This is a genomic window from Pseudidiomarina sp. (assembly GCF_033722695.1).
In the GTDB taxonomy this organism is placed as follows: Bacteria; Pseudomonadota; Gammaproteobacteria; order Enterobacterales; family Alteromonadaceae; genus Pseudidiomarina.
Window position 1 is genome coordinate 73,133 of the sequence record NZ_JAWVYM010000006.1, and the last position, 24,283, is coordinate 97,415.

The 24,283-nt window shown below is 52.4% G+C and carries 15 protein-coding genes; 12 read left to right on the forward strand and 3 right to left on the reverse strand.

The genetic code is table 11. The features are described 5' to 3' along the window. Nucleotides 1-40 precede the first annotated feature (40 nt). Nucleotides 41-970 carry an AEC family transporter gene (locus R3196_RS04110; RefSeq protein WP_318935383.1) on the forward strand — a complete coding sequence of 310 codons (930 nt, stop codon included), beginning with the start codon at nucleotides 41-43 and terminating at the stop codon, nucleotides 968-970. Here R3196_RS04110 and xseA read toward each other — a convergent pair. Beyond that, entirely contained in the window at nucleotides 967-2,292 is a 1,326-nt protein-coding gene (xseA, locus tag R3196_RS04115) for an exodeoxyribonuclease VII large subunit (RefSeq protein WP_318935384.1), read from the reverse strand. The two genes, R3196_RS04110 and xseA, sit on opposite strands and share 4 nt — an antisense overlap. Nucleotides 2,293-2,390: 98 nt before the next feature. Here xseA and guaB point away from each other — a divergent pair, with 98 nt between their 5' ends. The 4 genes from guaB (at nucleotide 2,391) to purL (ending at nucleotide 10,969) form a co-directional block, all read left to right on the forward strand. Continuing rightward, nucleotides 2,391-3,860 carry an IMP dehydrogenase gene (gene guaB, locus R3196_RS04120; protein WP_318935385.1) on the forward strand — a complete coding sequence of 490 codons (1,470 nt, stop codon included), beginning with the start codon at nucleotides 2,391-2,393 and terminating at the stop codon, nucleotides 3,858-3,860. 6 nt (nucleotides 3,861-3,866) lie between these two features. Further along, on the forward strand, nucleotides 3,867-5,441 hold the full coding sequence (gene guaA, locus R3196_RS04125; protein ID WP_318935386.1) for a glutamine-hydrolyzing GMP synthase: 1,575 nt from the start codon (nucleotides 3,867-3,869) through the stop codon (nucleotides 5,439-5,441). Continuing rightward, the gene (mltF, locus tag R3196_RS04130) at nucleotides 5,432-6,853 is read left to right on the forward strand and encodes a membrane-bound lytic murein transglycosylase MltF (protein ID WP_318935387.1); all 1,422 of its coding nucleotides are present in this window, start codon (nucleotides 5,432-5,434) and stop codon (nucleotides 6,851-6,853) included. Before guaA ends, mltF begins: the two co-directional genes overlap by 10 nt. 219 nt (nucleotides 6,854-7,072) lie before the next feature. Continuing rightward, nucleotides 7,073-10,969 (forward strand): phosphoribosylformylglycinamidine synthase, encoded by a 3,897-nt coding sequence (purL, locus tag R3196_RS04135; protein ID WP_318935388.1) that lies wholly within the window; start codon nucleotides 7,073-7,075, stop codon nucleotides 10,967-10,969. 11 nt (nucleotides 10,970-10,980) lie between these two features. Here purL and tadA read toward each other — a convergent pair whose 3' ends face one another. Both tadA and R3196_RS04145 read right to left on the reverse strand, forming a co-directional pair. Beyond that, entirely contained in the window at nucleotides 10,981-11,427 is a 447-nt protein-coding gene (gene tadA, locus R3196_RS04140) for a tRNA adenosine(34) deaminase TadA (protein ID WP_318935389.1), read from the reverse strand. Between the two features lie 116 nt (nucleotides 11,428-11,543). Continuing rightward, entirely contained in the window at nucleotides 11,544-14,759 is a 3,216-nt protein-coding gene (locus tag R3196_RS04145) for a TonB-dependent receptor (protein WP_318935390.1), read from the reverse strand. 277 nt (nucleotides 14,760-15,036) lie between these two features. Here R3196_RS04145 and R3196_RS04150 point away from each other — a divergent pair, with 277 nt between their 5' ends. The 7 genes from R3196_RS04150 (at nucleotide 15,037) to pstB (ending at nucleotide 24,282) form a co-directional block, all read left to right on the forward strand. Beyond that, nucleotides 15,037-16,173 (forward strand): endonuclease/exonuclease/phosphatase family protein, encoded by a 1,137-nt coding sequence (locus R3196_RS04150; protein WP_318935391.1) that lies wholly within the window; start codon nucleotides 15,037-15,039, stop codon nucleotides 16,171-16,173. Between the two features lie 84 nt (nucleotides 16,174-16,257). Next, nucleotides 16,258-16,944 carry a phosphate regulon transcriptional regulator PhoB gene (phoB, locus tag R3196_RS04155; RefSeq protein WP_318935392.1) on the forward strand — a complete coding sequence of 229 codons (687 nt, stop codon included), beginning with the start codon at nucleotides 16,258-16,260 and terminating at the stop codon, nucleotides 16,942-16,944. Between the two features lie 17 nt (nucleotides 16,945-16,961). Next, complete coding sequence (gene phoR, locus R3196_RS04160; RefSeq protein ID WP_318935393.1) at nucleotides 16,962-18,260, forward strand: phosphate regulon sensor histidine kinase PhoR; 1,299 nt, start codon at nucleotides 16,962-16,964, stop codon at nucleotides 18,258-18,260. Between the two features lie 109 nt (nucleotides 18,261-18,369). Then, nucleotides 18,370-19,353, forward strand: a complete 984-nt coding sequence (locus tag R3196_RS04165; protein WP_318935394.1) for a phosphate ABC transporter substrate-binding protein PstS family protein — start codon at nucleotides 18,370-18,372, stop codon at nucleotides 19,351-19,353. Between the two features lie 168 nt (nucleotides 19,354-19,521). Beyond that, nucleotides 19,522-21,765: an ABC transporter permease subunit gene (locus R3196_RS04170; RefSeq protein WP_318935395.1), complete on the forward strand. Its 2,244-nt coding sequence runs from the start codon at nucleotides 19,522-19,524 to the stop codon at nucleotides 21,763-21,765. Between the two features lie 14 nt (nucleotides 21,766-21,779). Further along, nucleotides 21,780-23,435: a phosphate ABC transporter permease PstA gene (pstA, locus tag R3196_RS04175; RefSeq protein ID WP_318935396.1), complete on the forward strand. Its 1,656-nt coding sequence runs from the start codon at nucleotides 21,780-21,782 to the stop codon at nucleotides 23,433-23,435. Between the two features lie 28 nt (nucleotides 23,436-23,463). Next, complete coding sequence (gene pstB / locus R3196_RS04180; RefSeq protein WP_318935397.1) at nucleotides 23,464-24,282, forward strand: phosphate ABC transporter ATP-binding protein PstB; 819 nt, start codon at nucleotides 23,464-23,466, stop codon at nucleotides 24,280-24,282. Nucleotide 24,283: the final 1 nt, after the last annotated feature.

The following is a 24,283-nucleotide window of genomic DNA, read 5'->3' on the forward strand; positions in this document are numbered from 1 at the left end:
CAGAGTAGACTATCGCCATACTTCATAAAACAGATGAAATATGGCGAATTTTTTTCTGATTGCCGGCTATTTAGTTATTGGCTTATTGCTGCAGCGTAGCCGGCAGTTTCCCCAGAATACCGGTCAGGTGCTTAATGCCTACGTCATTTACGTCGCGTTACCGGCTGTTATCCTGCAAAAAATCCCCCTGTTAGAACTGTCTTCCGAATTGCTACTGCCAGCGATAACGCCCTGGCTGTTACTATTGCTGACGGTCCCGTTTGTTCTCTGGTTATCGCGCCGCTATAACTGGTCGCGTGCGACCACCGGAGCTATGTTGATCGTGGTACCGCTGGGCAATACTTCTTTTGTTGGTTTTCCGATGATCGAAGCCTTTTTCGGCTCCGCGGGTATTCCTTACGCCTTGCTTTATGATCAGTTAGGCTCGTTTTTAATTCTGTCGATTTATGCCAGCATTATCGCCGCCATCTACTCGCGACATGCAGACGGGCAGGTGGCTAAGCCTTCAGCGAAAGCTCTGGTTATGCGCATTGTCCGGTTTCCACCGTTCATAGCGCTGCTGATAGCTCTGGCATTGCGCTCGGTAAGCTATCCCGAATTATTGGATACTTTTATCGATTCGCTGGCAGTGACGCTGGTGCCGGTGATTATGGTGGCGGTTGGTTTTCAGCTGAAACTACGGTTGCCGCAGGAAGATCGCAAACCCCTGTACCTGGCACTGCTGATTAAGTTAGTGCTTACTCCGCTGGTAGCGGTGGGCGTACTCTATAGCTTTGGTATTGATCAGCTGGTGGTGAAGGTGACGATTATGGAAGCGGCCATGCCGGCGATGATCTCAGCCGGCGCGCTGGCGATAATGGCGGGTCTGGCGCCGACTTTGTCGGCGGCTATTGTTGGCTACGGCGTAATTAGCTGTTTTGTCACGCTGCCGCTGTGGTACTGGCTGCTGCAGTGGTTAAGCGCTGCTTAACCGGATTTCTTAGCGGCAAATTCGCCTTTCGCAACCCGCACACTGAATCCCTGCCCGTCGGCAAGCTCTGCCGGGTCGCGAATCACCTTTCCGTTTTCAGTACGTACCACCGCATAGCCCCGCTCGATAGTTTGCAACGGGCTCACCAGGTGAAGTTCCTGACTGGTGGCGCGAAAGCGCTGGCGCTGCTCTTTAACCAGGGTAATCATTGCTTGCTGCAACCGTTGTTTTACCTGGCTCAGTTGTTGTTGCGCCACCGGCATCCGGCGGTGCGGATGAATAGTGAGCAGGCGCTGCTGCTGATGGGCCTGCAGGCGTTTACGCTGCTCCAGTATGCGTTTCATGGCGCCTTCAATCCGTAATTCGAGTTCATCCAGGCGCTGGCCATTTTGTTGTAACTGACGGTGCGGGTCCTGCTGTTGCAGCCGGCCCTGCAGATAGATGAGTCGCTGTTGCAGTTGCCGCTGCTGCCGCAGCCACAGCTGATTCAGGCGGTGTTGCAAATGGGTAATGCGCTGCAAATTTTCACGCTGGTCACGGCTGATCAGCTCAGCTGCCGCCGATGGTGTCGGTGCCCTGATGTCAGCGACATAATCACAAATAGTGAAATCGGTTTCGTGACCTACAGCACTGATAGTGGGCAGCGGGCAGCTATGCAGGGCATAGGCAAGCTGCTCATCGTTAAAACACCAGAGGTCTTCAAGCGAGCCACCACCGCGAGCCAGAATCAGCACGTCAACTTCGTTACGGCTAATTGCGCGTTGCAACATATGGAGGAGCTCGCCGGTGGCAGCTTGCCCCTGTACTGAACTGGGATAAATAATGACTTCTATTGCCGGATCACGGCGCCGTAGCACCGCCAGGATGTCACGCACGGCGGCACCAGTAGGAGAGGTGATGACGCCGACTTTGCGGATAGTCTTGGGCAATTCCTGTTTGAGCGCCGGCTCAAAAAGCCCGGCGAGCTGCAGCTTTTGTTTAAGCTGCTCGTAACGCTGCTGCAACAGACCAGCGCCGGCATCTTCCATATGCTCGATAATAAGCTGGTAATCGCCGCGGGGTTCATAAACTGTGAGTTTGGCCCGCACCAGCACTTGCATACCATGCTGAGGTTTTATCTTTACCCGCTGGTTGGCGTTGCGGAACATAGCGGCTTTTATCTGGGCCCGCTCATCTTTAAGGGTAAAGTACCAGTGTCCGGACCCGGGTGCGGCGAAGTTAGAAATTTCGCCAACCAGCCAGATCGAGCCGAACCCCTGCTCCAGAACCTGTCGTACCTCGGCATTAAGCGAGGCCACGCTAAAAACATGCGGTTGTTGCATTCGGCTGACCCTATGGAAAAGTAAAAAATCAGTTTACTGAAAAGCTGTTTAGGAGTAAAATCTGCCCGCAACATAAAGCCAGCTAGTGAGATGTTGCCATGCTACGAATTGCCCAAGAAGCACTTACCTTTGACGACGTTCTGCTCGTCCCCGGTCACTCTACCGTTTTGCCCCATACAGCGGATTTAAAAACCCGGCTGACGCGGACTATTGAACTAAATATCCCGATGGTATCGGCTGCCATGGATACAGTCACGGAAGCCAATTCGGCCATTGCGCTGGCGCAGGAAGGCGGGCTTGGCTTTATTCATAAAAATATGACGATCACGGAACAAGCTGCTCATGTTCGTCGCGTTAAAAAATACGAAAGTGGCGTCGTATCCGATCCGGTAACTGTATCTCCGCAAACCACTCTTGGCGAAATTCGCAGCCTGGCAATGGAGCATGGCTTCCACGGGTTTCCGGTAGTCGAGCCCAACGGTGAGCTGGTGGGAATCATCACCGGCCGCGATACCCGTGCTGAGCGCGACGACAGCAAACAGGTCGGCAGCCTGATGACAGCCAAAGACCGCTTAATCACCGTTAAGGAAAATGCGGGCAGCGAGGAAATTCTAGGCCTGATGCACGAGCACCGGATTGAGAAGATTCTGGTGGTGGACGATAAATTCCATCTGCGCGGCATGATCACCCTGAAAGATTTCACCAAAGCGGAAAATAAACCAAACGCCTGTAAAGATGAATTAGGTCGCTTGCGTGTTGGCGCGGCAGTGGGTGTTGGCCCGGGTACCGATGAGCGTATCGATGCGCTGGTTGAAGCGGGCGTTGATGTGCTACTGATAGACACCTCTCATGGTCACTCGCAGGGCGTGCTCGACCGGGTAATATGGGCCCGTAAGAGCTATCCTGATTTACAGATTATTGCCGGCAACGTTGCTACAGGCGCTGGTGCCAAAGCGTTGGCTGACGCTGGTGTAGATGCAGTGAAAGTGGGTATCGGTCCGGGCTCTATCTGTACCACCCGTATTGTGACCGGTTGCGGCGTTCCGCAAATCACCGCAATCAGCGACGCCGTGGATGCCCTGAAGGGCACTAATATTCCGGTTATCGCAGATGGCGGTATCCGTTTCTCAGGTGATATCGCAAAAGCCATCGCCGCCGGTGCAGACTGCGTAATGGTGGGCAGCATGCTGGCTGGTACCGAAGAGTCCCCGGGGGAAGTTGAACTGTATCAGGGCCGCTATTACAAGTCATACCGCGGTATGGGTAGCCTCGGCGCGATGAATCAGCGGCATGGCTCATCCGACCGTTATTTCCAGGCTACAAATGAAGCTGACAAGCTGGTACCTGAAGGTATTGAAGGTCGGGTTGCCTATAAAGGCCCGGTCGCGGCGATTATTCATCAGCAAATGGGCGGACTGCGCTCAGCCATGGGGTTAACCGGCTGTGCAACCATCAAAGAAATGCGCACCAAGCCGCAGTTTGTCAAAGTCACCGCGGCGGGCATGGGTGAGTCTCATGTACACGACGTGCAAATCACTAAAGAAGCACCTAACTACCGGATGGGCTAAGCCGACATGCAAGATATTCATGCACATCGCATATTGATTTTAGATTTTGGTTCTCAATACACTCAGCTGATCGCGCGGCGCATCCGTGAAATCGGCGTGTACTGCGAACTCTGGGCCTGGGATGTTGAAGAGCAGGATATAAAAGACTTTAACCCGAACGGTATCATTCTGTCCGGCGGTCCGGAATCGGTCACGCTGGCAGGCTCGCCGCGGGCTCCTGAGTATGTCTTTAAGGCCGGCGTGCCTGTTTTTGGGGTCTGTTACGGCATGCAGACCATGGCAGCGCAGCTCGGCGGTAAAGTACAGGGTTCGCTTGAGCGTGAATTCGGTTATGCCCAGGTTGAGCGCATCACTGATTCGCCTTTATTTCACAATATAGAAGACAGCATCAATCGGAATGGCAATCCGGTTCTTGACGTATGGATGAGCCACGGCGACAAAGTAATTGAGAAGCCTGAAGGCTTTACCACTGTGGCCCAGACGCCAACCTGTCCGATTGCCGCTATGGCCGACGAACAGCGCAACTTCTATGGTGTTCAGTTCCATCCGGAAGTGACCCATACCCGTCAGGGCAAGCGGATTCTTGAACATTTCGTGGTGGAGATTTGCGGTTGTGAAACCAACTGGACGCCCGCACATATCATTGAAGACGCGGTCGAGCGCATTCGCGAACAGGTTGGTTCAGGCCGGGTGGTTCTGGGGCTTTCCGGCGGCGTGGACAGTTCAGTTACCGCCATGCTGCTGCACCGCGCGATTGGCGACCAGTTAACCTGCGTGTTTGTGGACAACGGTCTGTTGCGTCTTAACGAAGCCGAGCAGGTACTGGAAATGTTCGGTGATCACTACGGACTTAACATCGTTCACGTTGCCGCAGAAGATCGTTTCCTGGATGCGCTGGCCGGCGAACCTGAGCCGGAAGCCAAGCGGAAAATCATTGGTGGCGTATTCGTCGATATTTTTGACGAAGAAGCCAGTCGTATTACCGATGTCAGCTGGCTGGCACAGGGCACCATTTACCCTGACGTGATTGAGTCAGCCGGGTCAAAAACCGGTAAAGCTCATGTCATTAAATCGCACCATAACGTTGGCGGCTTGCCAGCTGATATGAAGCTGAAGCTGGTCGAACCCTTACGTGAACTCTTTAAAGACGAAGTTCGCAAGATTGGTCTTGAGCTTGGTCTGCCCTACGACATGCTATACCGGCACCCTTTCCCGGGTCCGGGCTTGGGTGTGCGGGTATTGGCCGAAGTGAAAAAAGAATACTGCGATTTACTCCGTCGTGCGGATCATATTTTTATCAGCGAGCTGCGCGCGGCCGGGCTTTATCACGAAGTAAGCCAGGCGTTTGCGGTGTTCCTGCCGGTGCGTTCGGTTGGTGTAATGGGTGATGCCCGTAAATACGACTGGGTAATTGCGCTGCGTGCGGTAGAAACCATTGACTTCATGACAGCTCGCTGGGCACACTTGCCTTATGAGCTTCTGGAAAAAGTATCGAACCGGATCATCAATGAAATCGACGGTATCTCACGTGTGGTCTATGACATCTCCGGCAAACCGCCAGCCACTATTGAATGGGAATAGCCCTCGTGGCGCGCTGGCTTAGCCTCTTAGCAGTTTTTGCTCTGCTGGCAGGTTGCGCGCCCGAGCCACAACCGAATCACCTTGATTCCATTCAGCAGCGCGGCGTATTGCGGGTTGGCACTTTGGTAGGGCCAACCACTTACTATCACGGGCGCGAGTCTGAAGCCGGTCTTGAATATGTACTCGCCGAGACGTTTGCCGACCAGCTTGGTGTTCAGCTGGTGATGGTACCGCGTTACAGCATTGGATCGCTGTTTACTCTCCTGGACCAAAGCGAAGTGGATCTGGTTGCTGCCGGGCTTGATCGCACGCCGCAGCGGGACGAACTCTACCGGTTTGGTCCGCCGTATCAGGAAATAGCCCAGCGGGTGGTTTTCCGCCAGGGCTCGCGTGAACGTCCCCGATCCTTAGAAGAACTTGATGGCGAGTTGGTGGTGGTAGCGGGTAGCAGCCACCACGACTGGTTGTTAACTCACCGCGCCGATTATCCTGAACTGCAGTGGCGTGCCACCGACGAACAGGACACCAGTGAGTTACTGCGCCAGGTGGTTGAGGGCGAAATCGCTTTCACTATTGCCGACAGTAATATTCTCGACATTCACCGACGTTACTACCCTGACCTGAGCGTCGCCTTTACCGTTCGTGAAAACCTGGATATCAGCTGGATGTTGGCGCCGGGACGTGACGGTTCGCTTTATAGCGAAGTCATCGACTTTTTTGGCGAGCTTCGCAGCGACGGCCAGCTTGAACAATTGCTGGACAGACACTTCGGACACGTGAGCCATTTTAACTATGTCGATACCAGTTTATTTATTCAAGCGGTCGAAACTAAGCTACCCGATTACCGCGCACTGTTTCAGGAACATGCTGGCAACCTTGACTGGCGCTTGCTGGCGGCTATAAGTTATCAGGAAAGCTTATGGGATCCGCAGGCGCTATCGCCAACCGGCGTGCGCGGCATGATGATGTTAACGCTGCCCACAGCGGCAGCCATGGGGGTAGATAGTCGTCTCGACCCCGACCAGAGTATCCGTGGTGGCGCGCGTTATCTGGAACAGATGCTGGATCGCATTCCCGCGCGCATACCGGAACCGGACAGTACCTGGTTCGCGCTGGCTGCCTATAATATCGGGCTGGGCCATCTCGAAGACGCCCGCGTTCTCACCGAGCGGCAGGGGGCTGACCCCGATCGCTGGATAGACGTCAGAAAACGACTACCCTTATTACGTCAGAAAAAATATTATCGGCAGACCCGCTATGGCTTCGCCCGCGGTGATGAGCCGGTGCGTTATGTAGGTAATATCCGCAGGTATTATGATACTTTGGTCTGGTTAGATGAGCGGGGCCGGATCCCCGCGCAGCCACTTGAAATTGCGCTGCCGGCAGAAGGCAGTGGCGATGAGGAGCCGTGATGCGAAAAATGAAACGCCTGGTCTCAAAGGAGCGCCGTCGCGCCTGGCTTCGTAAACGACGCCATCTGCAAACTGAACGCCGGCAGAAATGGTTTCGGCTGATGCAGGACGAAGAGTAAAATCAACTGTCAAAGTCTGGCCTGTGCTGGTAGCCCCGACAGCTGTTTCTGATTATAATAACCACCAACTTATAGAGCTCCCAACTCTGGAGAATGATCTGTGGAGATTTTACGCGGCGCCCCGGCTTTATCAGCATTCCGTACGGAAAAGCTGTTACAACGCCTGCACCAGGCTGACCTGCCCGTCACCGATATTTACGCTGAATACATGCATTTTGTCGACGTTAGCGAAAAGCTCGACGACCAAGCGCAGACCATCCTTAAAAAACTTCTGACCTACGGGCCCGCTTTAGCTCAACATCTGCCTGAAGGTGAATTGCTGGTTGTGGTGCCACGGCAGGGGACTATATCTCCTTGGTCATCAAAAGCCACTGACATCGCTCATAACTGCGGTTTGCAGCAAATCGACCGTATCGAACGGGGGCTGGCATATTATTTGAGTGGCGATCTGACCGCCGCACAATTAGATCAAGCCAAGGCTTTACTTCACGACCGCATGACCGAGATGGTGCTCGATGAAATGTCAGCTGCTGAAGTTCTTTTTAACGAAGCAGAGCCGGCTGAATTGCAGAGCATTGATATACTGGCTGGTGGTCGTGAAGCCCTGCAGCGCGCCAATATTGAGATGGGCCTGGCACTGGCAGACGACGAAATCGACTATCTGTACGATAACTTCTCCGCGCTCAAACGCAATCCAAACGACATCGAACTCTACATGTTCGCCCAGGCGAACTCGGAGCATTGTCGTCACAAAATTTTCAATGCCGACTGGACCATCGACGGCAAAGAACAGCTGAAATCGCTGTTCAAGATGATTAAGAATACCTATGAAGTCACTCCCGACAACGTGTTGTCTGCTTATAAAGACAACGCAGCGGTAATGACCGGCTCAGAAGCTGGCCGTTTTTACCCGTATCCGGCCGGCTCCCCGGCGGCGGGCGAATACAGTTATTTCCACGAGCCTGTCCATATTCTGATGAAGGTCGAAACTCACAACCATCCGACGGCGATTTCGCCTTATCCGGGCGCGGCGACGGGTTCCGGTGGTGAGATTCGCGACGAGGGCGCGACGGGCCGTGGCGCCAAGCCAAAGGCTGGTCTGGTCGGTTTTAGCGTATCGAACCTGCGGATCCCTGGTTTTGAACAGCCGTGGGAAGAAGATTTTGGTAAGCCGGATCGGATCGTTACCGCGCTCGATATTATGCTCGACGGCCCGCTCGGCGGCGCTGCCTTTAATAACGAGTTCGGACGTCCGGCCCTGACCGGTTATTTCCGTACTTATGAAGAACGGGTGAACAGCCATAACGGCGAAGAGATTCGTGGTTACCATAAGCCGATTATGTTGGCCGGTGGCCTTGGCAACATCCGTGAGACGCACGTCGAGAAGGGCGAGATCCCGGTCGGCGCGAAGCTGGTGGTACTGGGCGGTCCGGCGATGAATATTGGCTTGGGCGGTGGTGCTGCCTCATCAATGGCTTCAGGCACTTCCACCGAAGACCTGGATTTTGCCTCTGTCCAACGGGAAAACCCCGAGATGGAGCGCCGTTGTCAGGAAGTGATCGATCGCTGCTGGCAGCTTGGCGATAAAAACCCGATTGCCTTTATCCATGACGTTGGTGCTGGCGGCTTATCGAATGCTATGCCAGAACTAGTCAGTGACGGTGGCCGTGGCGGTAAGTTTGAGCTGCGTAAGATTCCTAATGATGAGCCGGGCATGTCGCCGCTGGAGATCTGGTGTAACGAATCTCAGGAGCGCTATGTGCTGGCTATCGCTCCTGATCGTATGGAGATCTTCGAAAAAATCTGTGAGCGGGAGCGCGCGCCATTTGCTGTTATCGGTGAAGCGACAGAGGAAGAACATCTTACCGTGTCGGATCGGCATTTTGATAATAAACCGATCGACTTACCGCTTGATGTGCTCTTGGGCAAACCACCGAAAATGCACCGCGACGCACAGTCTAAGCAAGCCGCAGGCGAGCCGTTGAACCGTGACGGTATTAAGCTGAGTGAAGCGGCAAAGCGTTTACTGCGGCTGCCGGCTATTGCTGAAAAAACCTTTCTTATCACCATCGGCGATCGAACGGTAACCGGCCTGGTGGCGCGTGACCAAATGGTCGGCCCCTGGCAGATACCGGTAGCTGATGTGGCCGTTACAGCGGCCAGCTATGATAGCTATGCCGGTGAGGCGATGTCACTTGGTGAACGCACGCCGCTGGCCCTGCTTAATTTTGCCGCATCCGGCCGTATGGCTGTTGGTGAAGCACTGACGAATATTGCCGCTGCTGATATCGGCGACCTCAAACATGTGAAGTTATCAGCGAACTGGATGGCTGCTGCTGGTCACCCGGGCGAAGATGCCGGCCTGTATGAAGCGGTTAAGGCTGTCGGTGAGGAGTTATGTCCGGCGCTCGGTATCACCATCCCGGTGGGTAAAGATTCCATGTCGATGAAAACCCGCTGGCAGGAAGCTGATGGCGACAAATCGGTGACTTCACCGCTGAGCCTGGTCATCACGGCGTTTGGCCGGGTTCGCGATGTCCGTCGCACGCTCACGCCGCAGCTACGAACCGATAAAGGTTCCAGTAAGCTGATGCTGATTGACCTTGGATCCGGCAAGAACCGTCTTGGTGGCTCTGCGCTGGCCCAGGTCTACCGACAGCTAGGTGAACAGACTCCTGATGTGGATCAAGCTGAGTTACTGGCCGGGTTCTTCACCGCGACGCAAAAGTTGGTGCGGGATAAAAAACTGATGGCTTATCACGACCGTTCCGATGGCGGCCTGTTCGTCACGGTAGCGGAAATGGCGTTTGCCGGTCACTGTGGTGTCGAGATTGAACTCGACAACCTGGGCGACGATGATCTGGCTGTGTTATTTAGTGAGGAACTGGGTGCGGTTATTCAGGTCGCTGATGAAGACCTGGACAGCGTTAAACAAGCTTACGCTGAAGCGGGTCTCGAACATTGCATTCATACCATTGGCCGTCCGGTGCGGGAAGATGTGGTCCGTTTTACCCGTCACGGAGAAGAAATTCTGTCGCATATGCGCAGCCATTATCGCGCCGTCTGGGCCGAAACCACGGATCAGATGCAGCGTCTGCGCGATAATCCGGCCTGTGCTGATGAAGAATTTGAAGCCAAACGCAAGCTGGATGATCCTGGCTTGTCGGCAGAGCTGACATTTGATGTCAATGAGGATGTGGCCGCACCCTATATTAATACGGGCCGCGATCCGGTCATTGCGGTATTGCGTGAGCAGGGCGTGAACTCCCACGTTGAAATGGCAGCCGCTTTTGATCGTGCTGGCTTTGCAGCCATTGACGTGCATATGAGTGACATCCTGAGTGGCCGCACATCGCTGGAGAAGTTTAACGGTCTGGTCGCCTGCGGTGGGTTCTCTTACGGTGACGTGCTGGGCGCTGGTGAGGGATGGGCTAAGTCAATCCTGTTTAACAGCCGGGCGCGTGATGAATTCAGCGCCTTCTTTGAACGCCAGAAGACCTTTGCGCTTGGCGTTTGTAATGGCTGCCAGATGTTGTCGAATCTGAAAGAACTGATTCCTGGCGCGGATCTCTGGCCACATTTTGTGACGAACAGATCAGAGCGCTTTGAAGCGCGGTTTAGCCTGGTTGAAATTCAGAAAAGCGATTCGCTGTTCTTCTCAGGCATGGCCGGTTCGAAAATGCCCATCGCCGTATCTCACGGTGAAGGTCGTGCCGAGTTTAAGGGTAACAACCTGGAACTAGCGCAGCAGCAAAATCTGGTGACCATGCGTTATATAGATAACCGCGGTCAGGTTGCGACTAAATATCCGGCGAACCCGAATGGTTCACCGGAAGGCATTACTGGCCTGACAACCCCGGATGGTCGGGTATCTATTATGATGCCGCACCCGGAGCGGGTGTTCCGTACCATTGCCAACAGCTGGCATCCGGATGACTGGAATGAAGATAGCCCGTGGATGCGGATGTTCCGTAACGCCCGCGTTTATTTAGGTTAAGCCGCTACTGTTTAGCGTCGCGCTCTGAAGAAGGCTCTCAGTAGCGCGGCGCTTTCAGCCTCAAGCACCCCTGAAACCACTTCTACTTTATGATTCATACTGGTGTGATTAAGCACAGTTATGGCTGTGCCGGTGGCGCCTGTACGTGGATCCGGCGCACCATAAACCAGCGTTTTGACCCGGGCGTGGGTGATCAGACCCGAGCACATCGCGCAGGGCTCTAACGTTACATACAGGGTGGAGCCGACCAACCGGTAGTTCTGCAGTTGCTGACCAGCCGCCCTTATAGCCAGGCCTTCGGCATGGGCGGACGGGTCGTGTAGCCCGATCACCTGATTAAAGCCCTCGCCAATAATCTCATCGTTATGAACTAAAACCGCACCGACGGGTACTTCACCGTGGGTTTCAGCCAGTTGCGCTAACTCCAGCGCCCGGCGCATATAAACTTCATGATCCATAGTGCATCCTTGTGACGCCTTACCTTAGCTAATCTGCCTAGTGTAAAACGAAATGACAAACGGCGGGTAAAAAAAAGCCCCCGCGATGCGAGGGCTTTTGTTGTGTTGCGCTCAGCTTAGAAGCTGTAACGAACACCGATCTTAGCTTGCCAGGTTGAACGCTCTGGCAGGTAAGTGGTCGGTGCTTCATTCGTGAAACCACCGAACGGCCGGCCATAAACATAACGACCCTGATCATCAAGGTTAACCGATACTAAACGGTTGCCGTTATCGCCGAAGCGGAACGCGTGTTGCTGCGCAGTTTCTTTATCGAAGATTGCCAGCACGTTACGAATGTTGACATACAGCTCGCCTTTATGACCTTCCCACAGCCCTGGTAATTCCTGGGTGTATTTCAAGTCTAGCGTGGTGTTCCATGGACCGCGATCCGGGTTACGTGGGGCATAACCGCCAGCGTACTTCAACAGATCTGCTGCTTCCAGGTATCCGGCCAGTTCGTCATAGCCAAAGCCACTGCGGTAAACGACGTTTGGATCGTTTGGACCCGTTGGGATATACGGCAGGTAACGTGAGGTGCTGTCGAACTGATCCTGATCACCAAACTTGTTGAAACGGAAGGTATCCAGAACATAGCTGAACGGACGACCTGAGTAACGCTCCCAGAACACACCGAAGGTTGACTTATAACCAGAGAAGATTTCTGTGTTATAGGTTATATCAGCCATGAAACGGTGTTCAATCTGATAACTTGCAGTACCAGGCTCGACATTCTGGATGTCTTTCGCGATCGGGAACCGGAAGTTCGAGGTAGCAGTACTTGAACCGCCAGCAACAGCTTCTTCGATATCCTGATGGGTATAGCTGGTGCGGAAACTCAGGCCGTTATCCCATGCTTTACCCATAGTAGCGGTAAAGATCTGGCTCTTGCCGCCGTCACCATTAGTCAGCATCAGGTCATACCGATCAACGTCGTTATCATCGCCAATACCGTTAGGTACATGGTTATCAAGAGGATCGTCTACGACATAGATAATCCGGCCGCCATCAGCGGTCGTAACAACGTTGCCGTTTGCGTCCAGTAACGGACGACGCGCCAGGTCAACCCAGCGAACATCGTCTTTACGACGGGTATAGATATATTCAGCGCTGGTGTACCAGTCTTCGCCTAAGATACCCAGGTCAGTAGTCCAGTCAAAACCTAAGCTTACGCGCCAGTCAGTCGGCAGGTCGAAGTTAGGGTCGATAGGGTTGGTGTTACCATCACCCGGAACCAGTTGGTCCTGAACCGCTTGAGGTACCTGAGTGATGTCAACATTATCCAGGTACACAGAGCCAGGCAGGGTATTATCGTCGAAAGGTACGATAGTTACGCCGTCATTGGTGTAAGCGTTAGAAATCCAGACGTTAGGACGACCACCGCCGTAACGGCCGAATCCACCGCGTAACAAGACATCGTCAGTCAACTGATACTTAATGCCGAAACGTGGCAGGATCAGATCTTTACCGTCGAGGTTTTCAGTATTAGCGAAACCATAACGGTCGAAGAAGCGCTGGTTGAAAGTAGGTGCATCTTCAGCAGTAATACGCTCATAGCGTACGCCGAAAGTCAGTTCTAAGTCCCAGCTTGGCTGCCAGGTATCTTGCAGATACAGAACGTGAGTACCTTGGGTGAATTCTGCAGCACCATCATTCGCATCGTTAGTATACGCATTTGAGTACGCAAAATCTGACGCCTGACGGTTTTCAAAGTCAGCAATCGAGTCAAATTCCCAGCGACCCAGAGAACTTTCGACAAAGACGTTAAAGATGTCGTTACTGGTAAACTCGTAACCAAAGCCAATTGAATGATCGCCAGTCAGATAATCACCGTTAAATTGGAACTGGAGGGTATCATTCGACAGCTGGTTTGCATGGCGGTAGCGGTCAGGACCGAGGGCAATACGGCCATTTGCACCATATACGGTTACGTCACCGAAACCTTTACCAAGTAGAGGGATTTGGCCGGTTTCTACAGTTTTATACGATAATTTGACGTCGCTGGAAAAGTTCGATGTCCAGTTTGAATACACTTGCAGCGCGTATGCGTTCAGCTCTTGGGTATTGTTGTACCAATGCGACGACAAACGCAATTCGTTGCGGCCGCCGTCATTGTTACGGGTCGAGTTACCATCAGTGTTCTGATAAGTGAAAGACGCACGGTGGGCGTTATTCACGTTCCAGTCCAGCTTAATCAGTACTTTTTGATCTTCTTCTACCGGGTTTACATTCCAGTCACCGGCATTCACCCCATAAACCTCACGTGCGATGCGAATAACTTCATCGACTTCGGCTTGCGTGACGTTAGCGGTGTTGGCTGCATTAGAACCCATAGGACCAGCTTCAACAGACTTTGGCTCATCGGTTTTTTCAAAGTTTGCGTAGAAGAACAACGTATCTTTTATAACTGGGCCAGACACGCTCAGACCATAGGTCTTCTCCTGATAGTTCAGGGTAGGAGCTGGTCGGTTTGGCTCGTAACGTGATGGCTCAGGATCGCCAGCAAGGCTATCACTGGTGTACTGATAGAACAGTGAGGTTCTGAAATCATTGGTACCTGATTTGGTTACCGCGTTGATTTTGGCACCGGTAAAGTTACCGTGCTCAGCACCGAAAGGCACCACGTCAACACTAATCTGCTCAATCGCGTCGATAGAGATCGGTGAACGCTGAGTTGGATAACCATTTGCGTTCAGACCAAAGTCATCGTTCTGGCCGATGCCGTCAACAGTGATTGAGTTGTATTTCGGGTTGTTACCCGCAACGACCAGCTCATCACCTTCGCCAATTTGTGTCGCCAGTGGGTTCAGGCGCACAATATCTTTTAAGTCACGGCCATAAGTAGGCAGTGATTCAATTTGCTCTTCGCCGAACGAGCTTGATGAGCCGCTGTTCAACTGAGCGTAGTTAATCGCTTCAGCAGTTACCTGGATCCGCTCTATGCTTTCTTCTTCCAGCTGGGCAGTCAGACGGAAGGTCTCACCCAGTTTCAGGAAAACTTCTTCATAGGTCGCGTCGCGGTATACGTTTGAGTCTAGCGTGATGCGGTATGGACCACCAACCCGCAGACCGTTTACGATAAAGTTACCTGATTCATCAGTGGTAACTTCTAAGCGGCTGCCAGAAGGGATGTGTTCAATTTCTACTGTGGTATTAGCAGCACCCTGACCTTGGGGGCCTACGATGGAACCCCGCATTGAAGCGGAGGTGTCTTGTGCCATTACTGGAGCTGAGGCAAGGCCAAGAGCAACAGCAACTGCACCGGCGGTGCGGGATAATCGCATAGTTGTACTCATCTTTATTTCCTGGAGTTAGTTGGGTTGTAATAAAAATCGAGCCAAGGTCATACCGCTAGAAGCAACCTTGATGACATATCGTAAGCATTTATAGCATGCGATTGTGTCAAAAATGTGACGCTATTTTACGCAAATATAAAGTCGATTGCATAGAGAATATTGAACCTTTATTATTTTATTTTGTCCCAGCACCCCTACCACCGAGGCATGCCATTTCATGAAGTCTTATACTTTCTTACTTGTAGCGCTGTTGCTCACATTTCTGACGGGATGCGATATGTCCAAAAAAAATCAATCTGATCCTGTAGCTTTACGGGTGGCAACCTTTAACGTCAGCATGGACGCCTCTAATTATTTGTCTGACGACGCGCTGGCGGAGCAGGGGGCACAAGCGCTGGCGCAGGCGCTCGATGACAATCACCCGCAGATTCGGGCGGTGGCCGAAATTATCCAACATACCCGGCCTGATGTATTAGTGCTGAATGAATTTGATTATTTGCCAGCGGAGCAGGGGATCAATCGCTTCCAGGAGGAGTTCCTGGGGGTAAGCCAGAATGGTGAGTCGCCTATACACTATCCTTATGTGTTTCTGGCACCGGTCAATACCGGCCAGCCCAGCCCTTTTGATCTGAACCGTGATGGCAAGGCAACGGGGCTGGCGGATGATGCCTGGGGCTACGGCTGGTATCCGGGCCAATATGGGATGGTGGTGCTGTCACGCTATCCGATTGATCAAATTGCCTCCCGGACGTTTCGTGATTTTAAGTGGCGCGATATGCCAGGCGCTCTGCGTCCGTTGCTGCCAGAATCTCATGAACCCTGGTATAGCGACGCCGCATGGGCAGAGTTTCCGCTGAGTTCAAAGTCACATTGGGACGTCGTTATTGATGTAAAAGGTAAGCTGCTGCACGTGCTGGTTAGTCATCCGACGCCGCCGGTTTTCGACGGTGAAGAAAACCGTAATGGTCGTCGCAACTATGACGAAATCCGCTTCTGGGCTGACTACATTACTCCGGGGCAGGGCGAGTATATTTATGACGACCAGGGACAGCCTGGCGGACTTGATGCCGACAGCCGTTTCGTCATTGCCGGCGATCTCAATGCGTCGACAGAAGGTAATGACAATGTACCCGGCGCCATCGATCTGCTACTGAAACATCCGGCTGTGCAAGCGGAGCCAATCCCATCCAGTCAGGGTGGGCTGGAGCATTCGCCCGCTAACGACCATGGTCCGTTTCACACTGCCAGCTGGCGGAAGCGGGCGGATTACGTGTTACCTTCCGAGGCGGGAATACATGTTATCGATGCGGGCGTATTCTGGCCTGCCAGCGATCAACCTAAGGCTGATTTGGTCAACTCGCGTAGCAGTTCATCGGACCATCGCTTGGTGTGGATTGACATTCAGTTGCGATAAAATTCACAAATTTGTCGCAGAGTCATAAAAATGTCATAAAGTATCCTGATAATTAGCGTTGCTGAAATACAACAGGTGATGCAGATGTCGAGAAAGATACTGATCGTGGAAGATGAATCCGCCATTCGCGAAATGCTCAGCTTTGTTATGGAGCAGCATGGCTACCAGGCGGTAGAAGCAAATGACTACCATCAGGCTTTGGAGAAGATCACTGATCCACTGCCTGATATGATTCTGCTGGACTGGATGTTGCCTGGCGGAACCGGGGTTCAGTTAGCAAAAAAATTAAAAAGTGATGACTTTACCCGCAATATCCCGATCATCATGCTGACCGCGCGCAGCGAAGAAGAAGATAAAATCCGTGGTCTCGAAGTGGGTGCTGATGATTACCTGACCAAACCTTTCTCCCCTAAAGAGCTGATGGCCCGAATTCGTGCCGTATTCCGCCGGGTGACGCCGACCGCGCTGGACGAACCCATCGAAATTGAAGGCCTGCGTCTGGATCCTGTCTCGCACCGGGTGACCGCTTTTGATGAACGGCTGGATATGGGGCCGACTGAATTTAAATTACTACATTTCTTTATGACGCACCCAGAGCGGGTGTATAGTCGTGAGCAGTTGCTTGATCATGTCTGGGGAACCAATGTGTATGTTGAAGACCGTACAGTCGATGTTCATATTCGTCGTCTGCGGCAGGCGATTACTGCCCATGGCCACGACCGTCTGGTGCAGACCGTACGGGGCGTCGGTTACCGCTTTTCAACACGTTGATCGGATAATCAACCGTTATGGATAAAAAGTATTCCGGCCTGTTTATGTTGCGCGGTCTGTTATGGTTTTTGCTGCCGGTCGCGCTGCTGGGCCTGCTCCTTGATGCGTTCTGGTTGGTGACGAGCCTGGCTTTGTTGGGATTGTTAAGCTGGCACTATTACTATCAGTACAAGCTGATTGACTGGCTCTGGCGCCGGCGCCGACTGCTGCCGCCGGAAGCGCCAGGCAGTTGGAGTTATATTTACGATGGAATCTACCGTACTCAGCGCCGCAGCCAGCAGCGCCGCCGCGCCCTTGCCAGTATCTTACGCAGGTTTCGCGAAGCTTCAGAAGCTATCCCTGACGCTGCCATTGTGTTCCGCCGCGATGGCGGGCTGATCTGGTGCAATAAGCTCGGGCAATTTTATTTCGGCCTGAAATGGCCGACAGATATGGGTATTCATTTATCTAATTTAATCCGGCACCCCGAGTTTATCCGTTACCTGCAAATCGGTGACTTTAGTAAAGACATCACGCTGCCGTCACCGGTTCGCGAAGACATCGAACTTGAAATTCGGATTATGCCGTACAGCGACAATCAATACTTGCTGATGGCTCGTGATATCACCCAGATTAAGCTTGCCGAACAGATGCGCAATGATTTTGTCGCGAATGTATCGCATGAACTGAAAACACCACTGACAGTTATTCAGGGCTATCTGGAAATGATGGAAGACTCTGCAGCGTTGCCGCCCGCCATGCTAAACAAAGCGGTGCGTGACATGAATGATCAGAGCGTGCGCATGCGTAAACTGGTCGATCAATTATTGTCTCTGTCCCGTATGGAAGGTAGTGCAGTAGATATCTTCGAGCACAAAGTTGATGTACCGGCAATGTTACAGACCCTGAAAAGTGATGCCGACCGGCTCAATGCGAATAAAGAACATGATATTGAGTTCGAGATTGGTCGTCAGAAGATGTATGGCCGGGAAGATGAACTCAGAAGTGTATTCTCGAACTTACTGGCTAACGCTATTCAGTACACCCAACCCAAAGGTAAAATCAAGGTGCGCTGGCTACCAGTGGGGCAACAGATGGAATTTAGCGTAACCGATAATGGCCCCGGCATTCCGGCTGAGCACATGCCTCGCCTGACCGAGCGTTTTTATCGTATAGACAAAGACCGAAACAGCGCTAAAGGCGGCTCAGGACTGGGGCTGGCTATTGTTCGTCAGGCGCTGGAGCATCATCACTGTAAGTTGCTGATCGACTCAGTGGTTGGCCGTGGTTCAAAGTTCGCTGTGCGGGTGCCGGAAGAGTTGGTCATCCGCGATTAATTTTCCCTGTCATTTTTTTATCCTTGTCATCAAACTGTCATCTTGACCGACTACACTGAGTCTGTTTTTAGAACAACGCTGTTATTAAGCATCGGCTATTGGAGTCAATATGAAACTTAAATCAACACTTCTTGCACTAAGCCTGGCAACTGTTGTCAGCAGCGCAGCATCAACGGCGGCGCAGGCCCAGAAAGTTACAGATAACCTGCCCGAATATAATAAAGTTAGCGGCTTGTCCGGTAACCTTTCGTCAGTCGGTTCTGATACCCTGGCAAATATGATGACCTTCTGGTCAGAAGAGTTTAAACGCATGTACCCGAACGTGAACATGCAAATTCAGGCAGCTGGCTCATCTACCGCGCCACCTGCGCTGACTGAAGGCACTTCAAACTTCGGCCCAATGAGCCGGGCGATGAAGTCAAAAGAAATCGAAGCCTTCGAAAAGCGTTTTGGTTACAAGCCAACTGCAGTGCGCGTTGCAATTGATGCACTGGCGGTTTTTGTGCATAAAGATAACCCGATTCAGGGCCTGACCATTCCTGAAGTAGATGCAATTTTCTCTTCAACCCGCTTGTGTGGTGCGACCAAACAAGTACAGCGCTGGGGCGACCTGGGTTTGACCGGAAGCTGGGTAAACCGCGACCTGCAACTTTATGGACGTAACTCAGTATCTGGTACGTACGGCTACTTCAAAGAAGTGGCGTTATGTGACGGTGACTTCCGTAACAACGTGAATGAGCAGCCGGGTTCTGCTTCAGTGGTGCAGTCGGTATCGACCTCACTGAATGCCATTGGCTATTCAGGCATAGGTTATATCACTTCAGGTGTTAAAACTGTGCCATTAGCCCGTGAAGAGGGCGCTGAATATGTTGACGCCACTACCGAGAATGCACTGGCTGGTAAATACCCGCTGTCACGCTTCCTCTATGTCTACGTAAATAAGCATCCGAATCAGCCACTGGATCCGGCAACTGCTGAATTCCTGCGCATGGTGCTGTCGAAAAAAGGCCAGGAAATAGTCGATAAAGATGGCTATATCCCGCTGCCACGGGTTGTGGTTGAGCAGGAGCTTGAACGCCTTGGTCTGAATTAAGAATCGTTATATGCAGTAAAAGAAAACCCGCTAAGGCGGGTTTTCTTATTGTGAGCTCAGAGTAAAAAATGTCAGAATTATGACAGCGCTGTAACAGTACTGTCATAATTACTGTCTATACTTGCCCCATTAAATTTTTGATTTCAGATTTCCGATACCGAGGCATTAATGGCTAAAGCAAAATCCAGCAATTTAGGAGCCAGTAACTACCGGTTGTTTAAAGATCGAGCCGCCCGCTGGGGTGTTACCTTAGGCGGTGTGCTGGTCTTAATCACCTTGTTACTGATTTTTTTCTATCTGCTTTATGTCGTTGAGCCGATTTTCCGCGGTGTTTCCATCGACGATAAACGCGACTTCACTATTGCTAAAGATGGTGAGGTGGTAGCGCTCGGCATTGAAGAGCAATCGGAGATTGGCTATCAGTTTACCGATACCGGTGCGCTCAGCTTTTTTGCTTTGCAGTCATCGCCTGGAAACGACTGGCAGCAGGGCGAAATCCTGTTGCGCGAACAGGTGGTTCCAGCAACACCGACCAGCTTTACCGCGACCCAGCCGCAGAATAATCGTTATGCCTACGGTACTGCCGATGGTAAAGCCCAGGTTATCGAGCCTAAGTTCCGCAACCGGTTTGTCGAGGGTATACGCAGCACCACCCCGCATATCGAGTATGTTAACGGTCACGACCTGATCACCGTTGACCCACAAGGGCGTGCGTTAACCCAACTTGCTTATGAATACGACGGCGAGTCGATGCTTTTCGCTGCGGTTACAGCCGACGGTACTGTGGTCACCAACTATCTCGAAGCGACCCGTAATTTTCTGAGCGGCGAAGTTGAAATGAGCGAAAACTTCAACAGCCTCAGTTTGCCGGGTGCCGTCGATCAGCTGGAAGTGACCCCGAACCTGCGTCAGCTGCTGATTCGCCAGGGTAACCGGTTACGTATTTACGATGTCTCAAGCTCCGGCAAGCTCTCTGAGCGCCAGGTTATTGCCGTCGATCGCCGTTTAGGTGATGTCACCACCATGCAGTTGTTGGCCGGTGCCAGCTCCATCCTGGTTGGTCACAGCAGCGGTATTGTCAGCCAGTGGTTTGAAGTCGCTGAAGAAGAAGGACGGCGTTATCAGTTTATTCGTGAGTTCAAAGCTGCGGATAGCGCTATCGAGGAGATTATTCCTGAATACTATCGGCGGACCTTCTATACCGTATCAGCTGGAGGCGAACTCGGGGTATTCCATACTACTTCTCAGGCGGATCTCTATCGTGGCAAGCCCGAGCAGATTAGCGCCCAGCGGGTGGTTATTGATCCCCGGGCGAATACCCTGCTTATGTATAGCGACGGTCAATATCATTCATTTAAGCTGGAAAATGAGCACCCTGAAGTGACCTGGAGCGGTTTGTGGCAGGAAGTCTGGTACGAAGGCTACCCGGAGCCAGAATATGTCTGGCAGTCAACTTCGGGTTCGGACGACTTTGAGCCTAAGTTTAGTCTGGTGCCTATTTCTTTCGGTACCATAAAAGCAGCCGCATACGCCATGCTGTTTGCGGTGCCTATCGGCTTAGCCGCCGCTGTTTATACTGCCTACTTCATGTCGCCAGGCGTCCGCAAAGTGGTCAAACCCACGGTGGAAATCATGGAGGCCCTGCCAACGGTTATTCTGGGTTTCCTGGCCGGACTCTGGCTGGCGCCGGTGATTGAAAACTACTTACCGGGTATTGTCGCCACTATTATTCTGGTGCCGTCAGCGATTGTGTTTTTTGCATTGATTACCAGCATTCTGCCGCAACGTTTGCGTAACCAATTTACCGATGGCCGTGCGGCGTTGGTTCTGCTGCCACTGGTGGTGCTGGTGGGCTGGTTCTCGTTCTCGATGTCGCCCATTGTCGAGGACTGGTTATTTGGCGGTAACGTCCGCGAATATATTACCAACGAGCTGGGCATCACCTTTGATCAGCGCAACTCATTAGTGGTGGGTATTGCGATGGGGTTTGCGGTTATTCCGACTATCTTCTCGATTGCAGAGGATGCGGTATTCAGCGTACCTAAACATCTTTCAAATGGCTCGCTGGCATTGGGCGCGACGACCTGGCAAACCCTCACCAAAGTGGTGCTGCTGACCGCCAGTCCCGGTATATTTTCGGCGGTTATGATGGGGCTTGGTCGCGCTGTTGGTGAAACCATGATCGTACTGATGGCTACGGGCAACACCCCAATTATGGACTGGAATATATTCGAGGGAATGCGGACCTTGTCGGCTAACATTGCCGTCGAAATGCCGGAGTCAGAAGTGGGGAGTTCCCACTACCGAATCTTGTTCCTGGCGGCCTTTGTGCTATTTGTCTTCACTTTTGCGTTCAATACCGTGGCTGAAGTCGTACGCCAGCGGTTACGCGATAAATATAGCTCGATGTAAGCGAGAGGATGTTCATGAAGCATTGGTTTAAATCAGGAAAACCCTGGATCTGGCTGACCGCTGGCGCGGTAAGTGTGAGTCTGATCGCGGTGCTCGGGCTGATGGCGATGATCGCCTGGCGGGGGTTGTCGTTCTTCTGGCCGGCAGCGATTCACGAAATCGAAGTACAGGCGAACGACGGCACTACCCAAACCATTATCGGTGAAATTTATGACAGCGAAGAGATTCCAATTCAGCGTCTGCAGGAATCAGGTGTACAACTGGATAACTTTGACGAACCGACATTACGCCGGATCCTGTTAAAAGTCGGCAACCGTGAATATGTGCCGTTGGATTTTGCCTGGGTAATGGTGCCGCAAATTGTCCGGGATGAAACTCCGGCAGATCTGGCGCGCCTGGAGCGTAGCAAAGACGGTAACTTCTACGGTTATGTGGTTGCGGTACTGGAAAACGGCGAACCGGTGGCAACTGGCGAAACGATTCGTGATGAACTGGATCGTCGGATTGAGCGCGCTGTCGAAATCGGTGAAGAGGCTGATGCGCTGCAAAGCGCAGAGATCGGTGCCATCAACTACCAGTTAAACCAACTGCGCCTTGAGCGCCGCCGGCTGGAACTCAACGACAAGCTGACGATGGAAGCGGAGCAAGCGATTGCTGATCGTGAGCAAGCCTTGCGCGACGAGTATCAGGAACTGGAACAAGAGCTCTTTGCGTTACGAGAGCAAGCAAGCCGGGATGCCGTAGTGATGCGTGATATGCGGGGCGTGGAAGTAACCTTGCCAATGTATCGCATCCTGGACGCGACATTTCCGAATGATATGAGCCTGCTCGCTGAAATTGGCCACTTTTTTAAGCAGATCGGAAACTTTATTACCGAGGATCCCCGGGAAGCCAATACTGACGGCGGGGTGTTCCCAGCTATATTTGGTACTGTTTTTATGGTGCTACTGATGTCGGTGTTAGTAACGCCATTTGGCGTAATTGCCGCCATTTACCTGCACGAATATGCCGGTCGCAACGCGGTCACGCGCTTAATCCGGATCGCCGTAATTAACCTGGCGGGTGTGCCCTCAATTGTTTACGGGGTATTTGGCCTGGGCTTCTTCGTGTACATGGTGGGTGGTTCACTGGATCAGATCTTTTATCCGGAAGCACTGCCAAGCCCGACATTTGGTACGCCCGGCGTGATGTGGTCAGCAATTACCCTGGCGATTCTGACGTTACCCGTGGTTATCGTATCCACGGAAGAGGGGTTGTCACGCATCCCCAGTACGTTGCGTGAAGGTAGTCTCGCACTGGGCGCGACTAAAGCAGAAACCTTGTGGCGTATTATTCTGCCCATGGCCTCGCCGGCGATTATGACCGGCCTGATTCTGGCGGTAGCGCGGGCTGCTGGTGAAGTGGCACCGCTGATGCTGGTCGGGGTAGTGAAGTCTGCGCCGATGCTGCCGGTGGACGGTAACTTTCCGTACTTCCACCTGGATCGTAAATTTATGCACCTGGGTTTCCATATATATGATGTGGGCTTCCAGAGCCCGAACGTAGAAGCGGCGCGGCCGCTGGTTTACGCCACCTCGTTCTTACTGGTAACGGTTATCGTCGGACTGAACCTGACGGCAATCGGTGTACGTAACCATCTGCGTGAAAAATATCGCTCATTAGAGCACTAATTTTGAGCTTAGCGAAAAGGTCTTTATTATGATTTCGGTAACCCCGACAAGTTCACAGGCTGAGATTCTTGATTTAGAGAATCTGACATCTGAGCAGACAGCATTAGAAATTCGCAATCTGAATTTGCATTATGGCGACGCACAGGCGCTATATGATATTTCGATGAACATCCCGAAGAACCGGGTTACCGCCTTTATCGGGCCGTCCGGTTGCGGCAAGTCAACCCTGTTGCGGTGCATCAACCGGATGAATGATCTGGTTGAAATCTCCCGTACTACGGGTCAGATTCGCCTGCACGATAAAAATATCTATGACAAAGATGTGGATGTCGCGGCACTGCGTCGCCGCATCGGCATGGTGTTCCAGCGGCCGAATCCGTTTCCAAAATCGATTTACGAAAACGTGGTTTATGGTATGCGCTTGCAGGGCGTGAACGACCGCCGCACCTTAGATGAGGTGGTGGAACGATCACTGAAAGGCGCAGCCTTATGGGAAGAGGTAAAAGATCGTCTGAATGCCAGTGCCTTTGGTCTTTCCGGTGGTCAGCAGCAGCGTCTGGTTATTGCCCGCGCCATCGCAATCGAGCCTGAAGTGCTGTTGCTGGATGAACCGACCTCAGCGTTGGATCCGATCTCAACCCTCACTATCGAAGAGCTGATTACTGAATTAAAATCTAAGTATACCGTGGTCATTGTTACCCATAACATGCAACAGGCGGCGCGAGTGTCCGATCAGACAGCCTTTATGTATATGGGCAAACTGATTGAGTACGCGGATACCAACACGCTATTTACGACCCCGGAAAAGAAACAAACCGAAGATTATATTACCGGCCGTTACGGTTAAC

Excerpts from the sequence above, each read along its gene's own strand:
- xseA (WP_318935384.1), bottom strand. The coding sequence starts at position 2,292 with ATGCAACAACCGCATGTTTTTAGCGTGGCCTCGCTTAATGCCGAGGTA.
- R3196_RS04110 (WP_318935383.1), top strand. The coding sequence starts at position 41 with ATGGCGAATTTTTTTCTGATTGCCGGCTATTTAGTTATTGGCTTATTG.
- phoR (WP_318935393.1), top strand. The coding sequence starts at position 16,962 with ATGGATAAAAAGTATTCCGGCCTGTTTATGTTGCGCGGTCTGTTATGG.
- R3196_RS04165 (WP_318935394.1), top strand. The coding sequence starts at position 18,370 with ATGAAACTTAAATCAACACTTCTTGCACTAAGCCTGGCAACTGTTGTC.
- mltF (WP_318935387.1), top strand. The coding sequence starts at position 5,432 with ATGGGAATAGCCCTCGTGGCGCGCTGGCTTAGCCTCTTAGCAGTTTTT.
- R3196_RS04145 (WP_318935390.1), bottom strand. The coding sequence starts at position 14,759 with ATGAGTACAACTATGCGATTATCCCGCACCGCCGGTGCAGTTGCTGTT.
- R3196_RS04150 (WP_318935391.1), top strand. The coding sequence starts at position 15,037 with ATGTCCAAAAAAAATCAATCTGATCCTGTAGCTTTACGGGTGGCAACC.
- tadA (WP_318935389.1), bottom strand. The coding sequence starts at position 11,427 with ATGGATCATGAAGTTTATATGCGCCGGGCGCTGGAGTTAGCGCAACTG.
- pstA (WP_318935396.1), top strand. The coding sequence starts at position 21,780 with ATGAAGCATTGGTTTAAATCAGGAAAACCCTGGATCTGGCTGACCGCT.
- pstB (WP_318935397.1), top strand. The coding sequence starts at position 23,464 with ATGATTTCGGTAACCCCGACAAGTTCACAGGCTGAGATTCTTGATTTA.
- guaA (WP_318935386.1), top strand. The coding sequence starts at position 3,867 with ATGCAAGATATTCATGCACATCGCATATTGATTTTAGATTTTGGTTCT.
- phoB (WP_318935392.1), top strand. The coding sequence starts at position 16,258 with ATGTCGAGAAAGATACTGATCGTGGAAGATGAATCCGCCATTCGCGAA.
- guaB (WP_318935385.1), top strand. The coding sequence starts at position 2,391 with ATGCTACGAATTGCCCAAGAAGCACTTACCTTTGACGACGTTCTGCTC.
- R3196_RS04170 (WP_318935395.1), top strand. The coding sequence starts at position 19,522 with ATGGCTAAAGCAAAATCCAGCAATTTAGGAGCCAGTAACTACCGGTTG.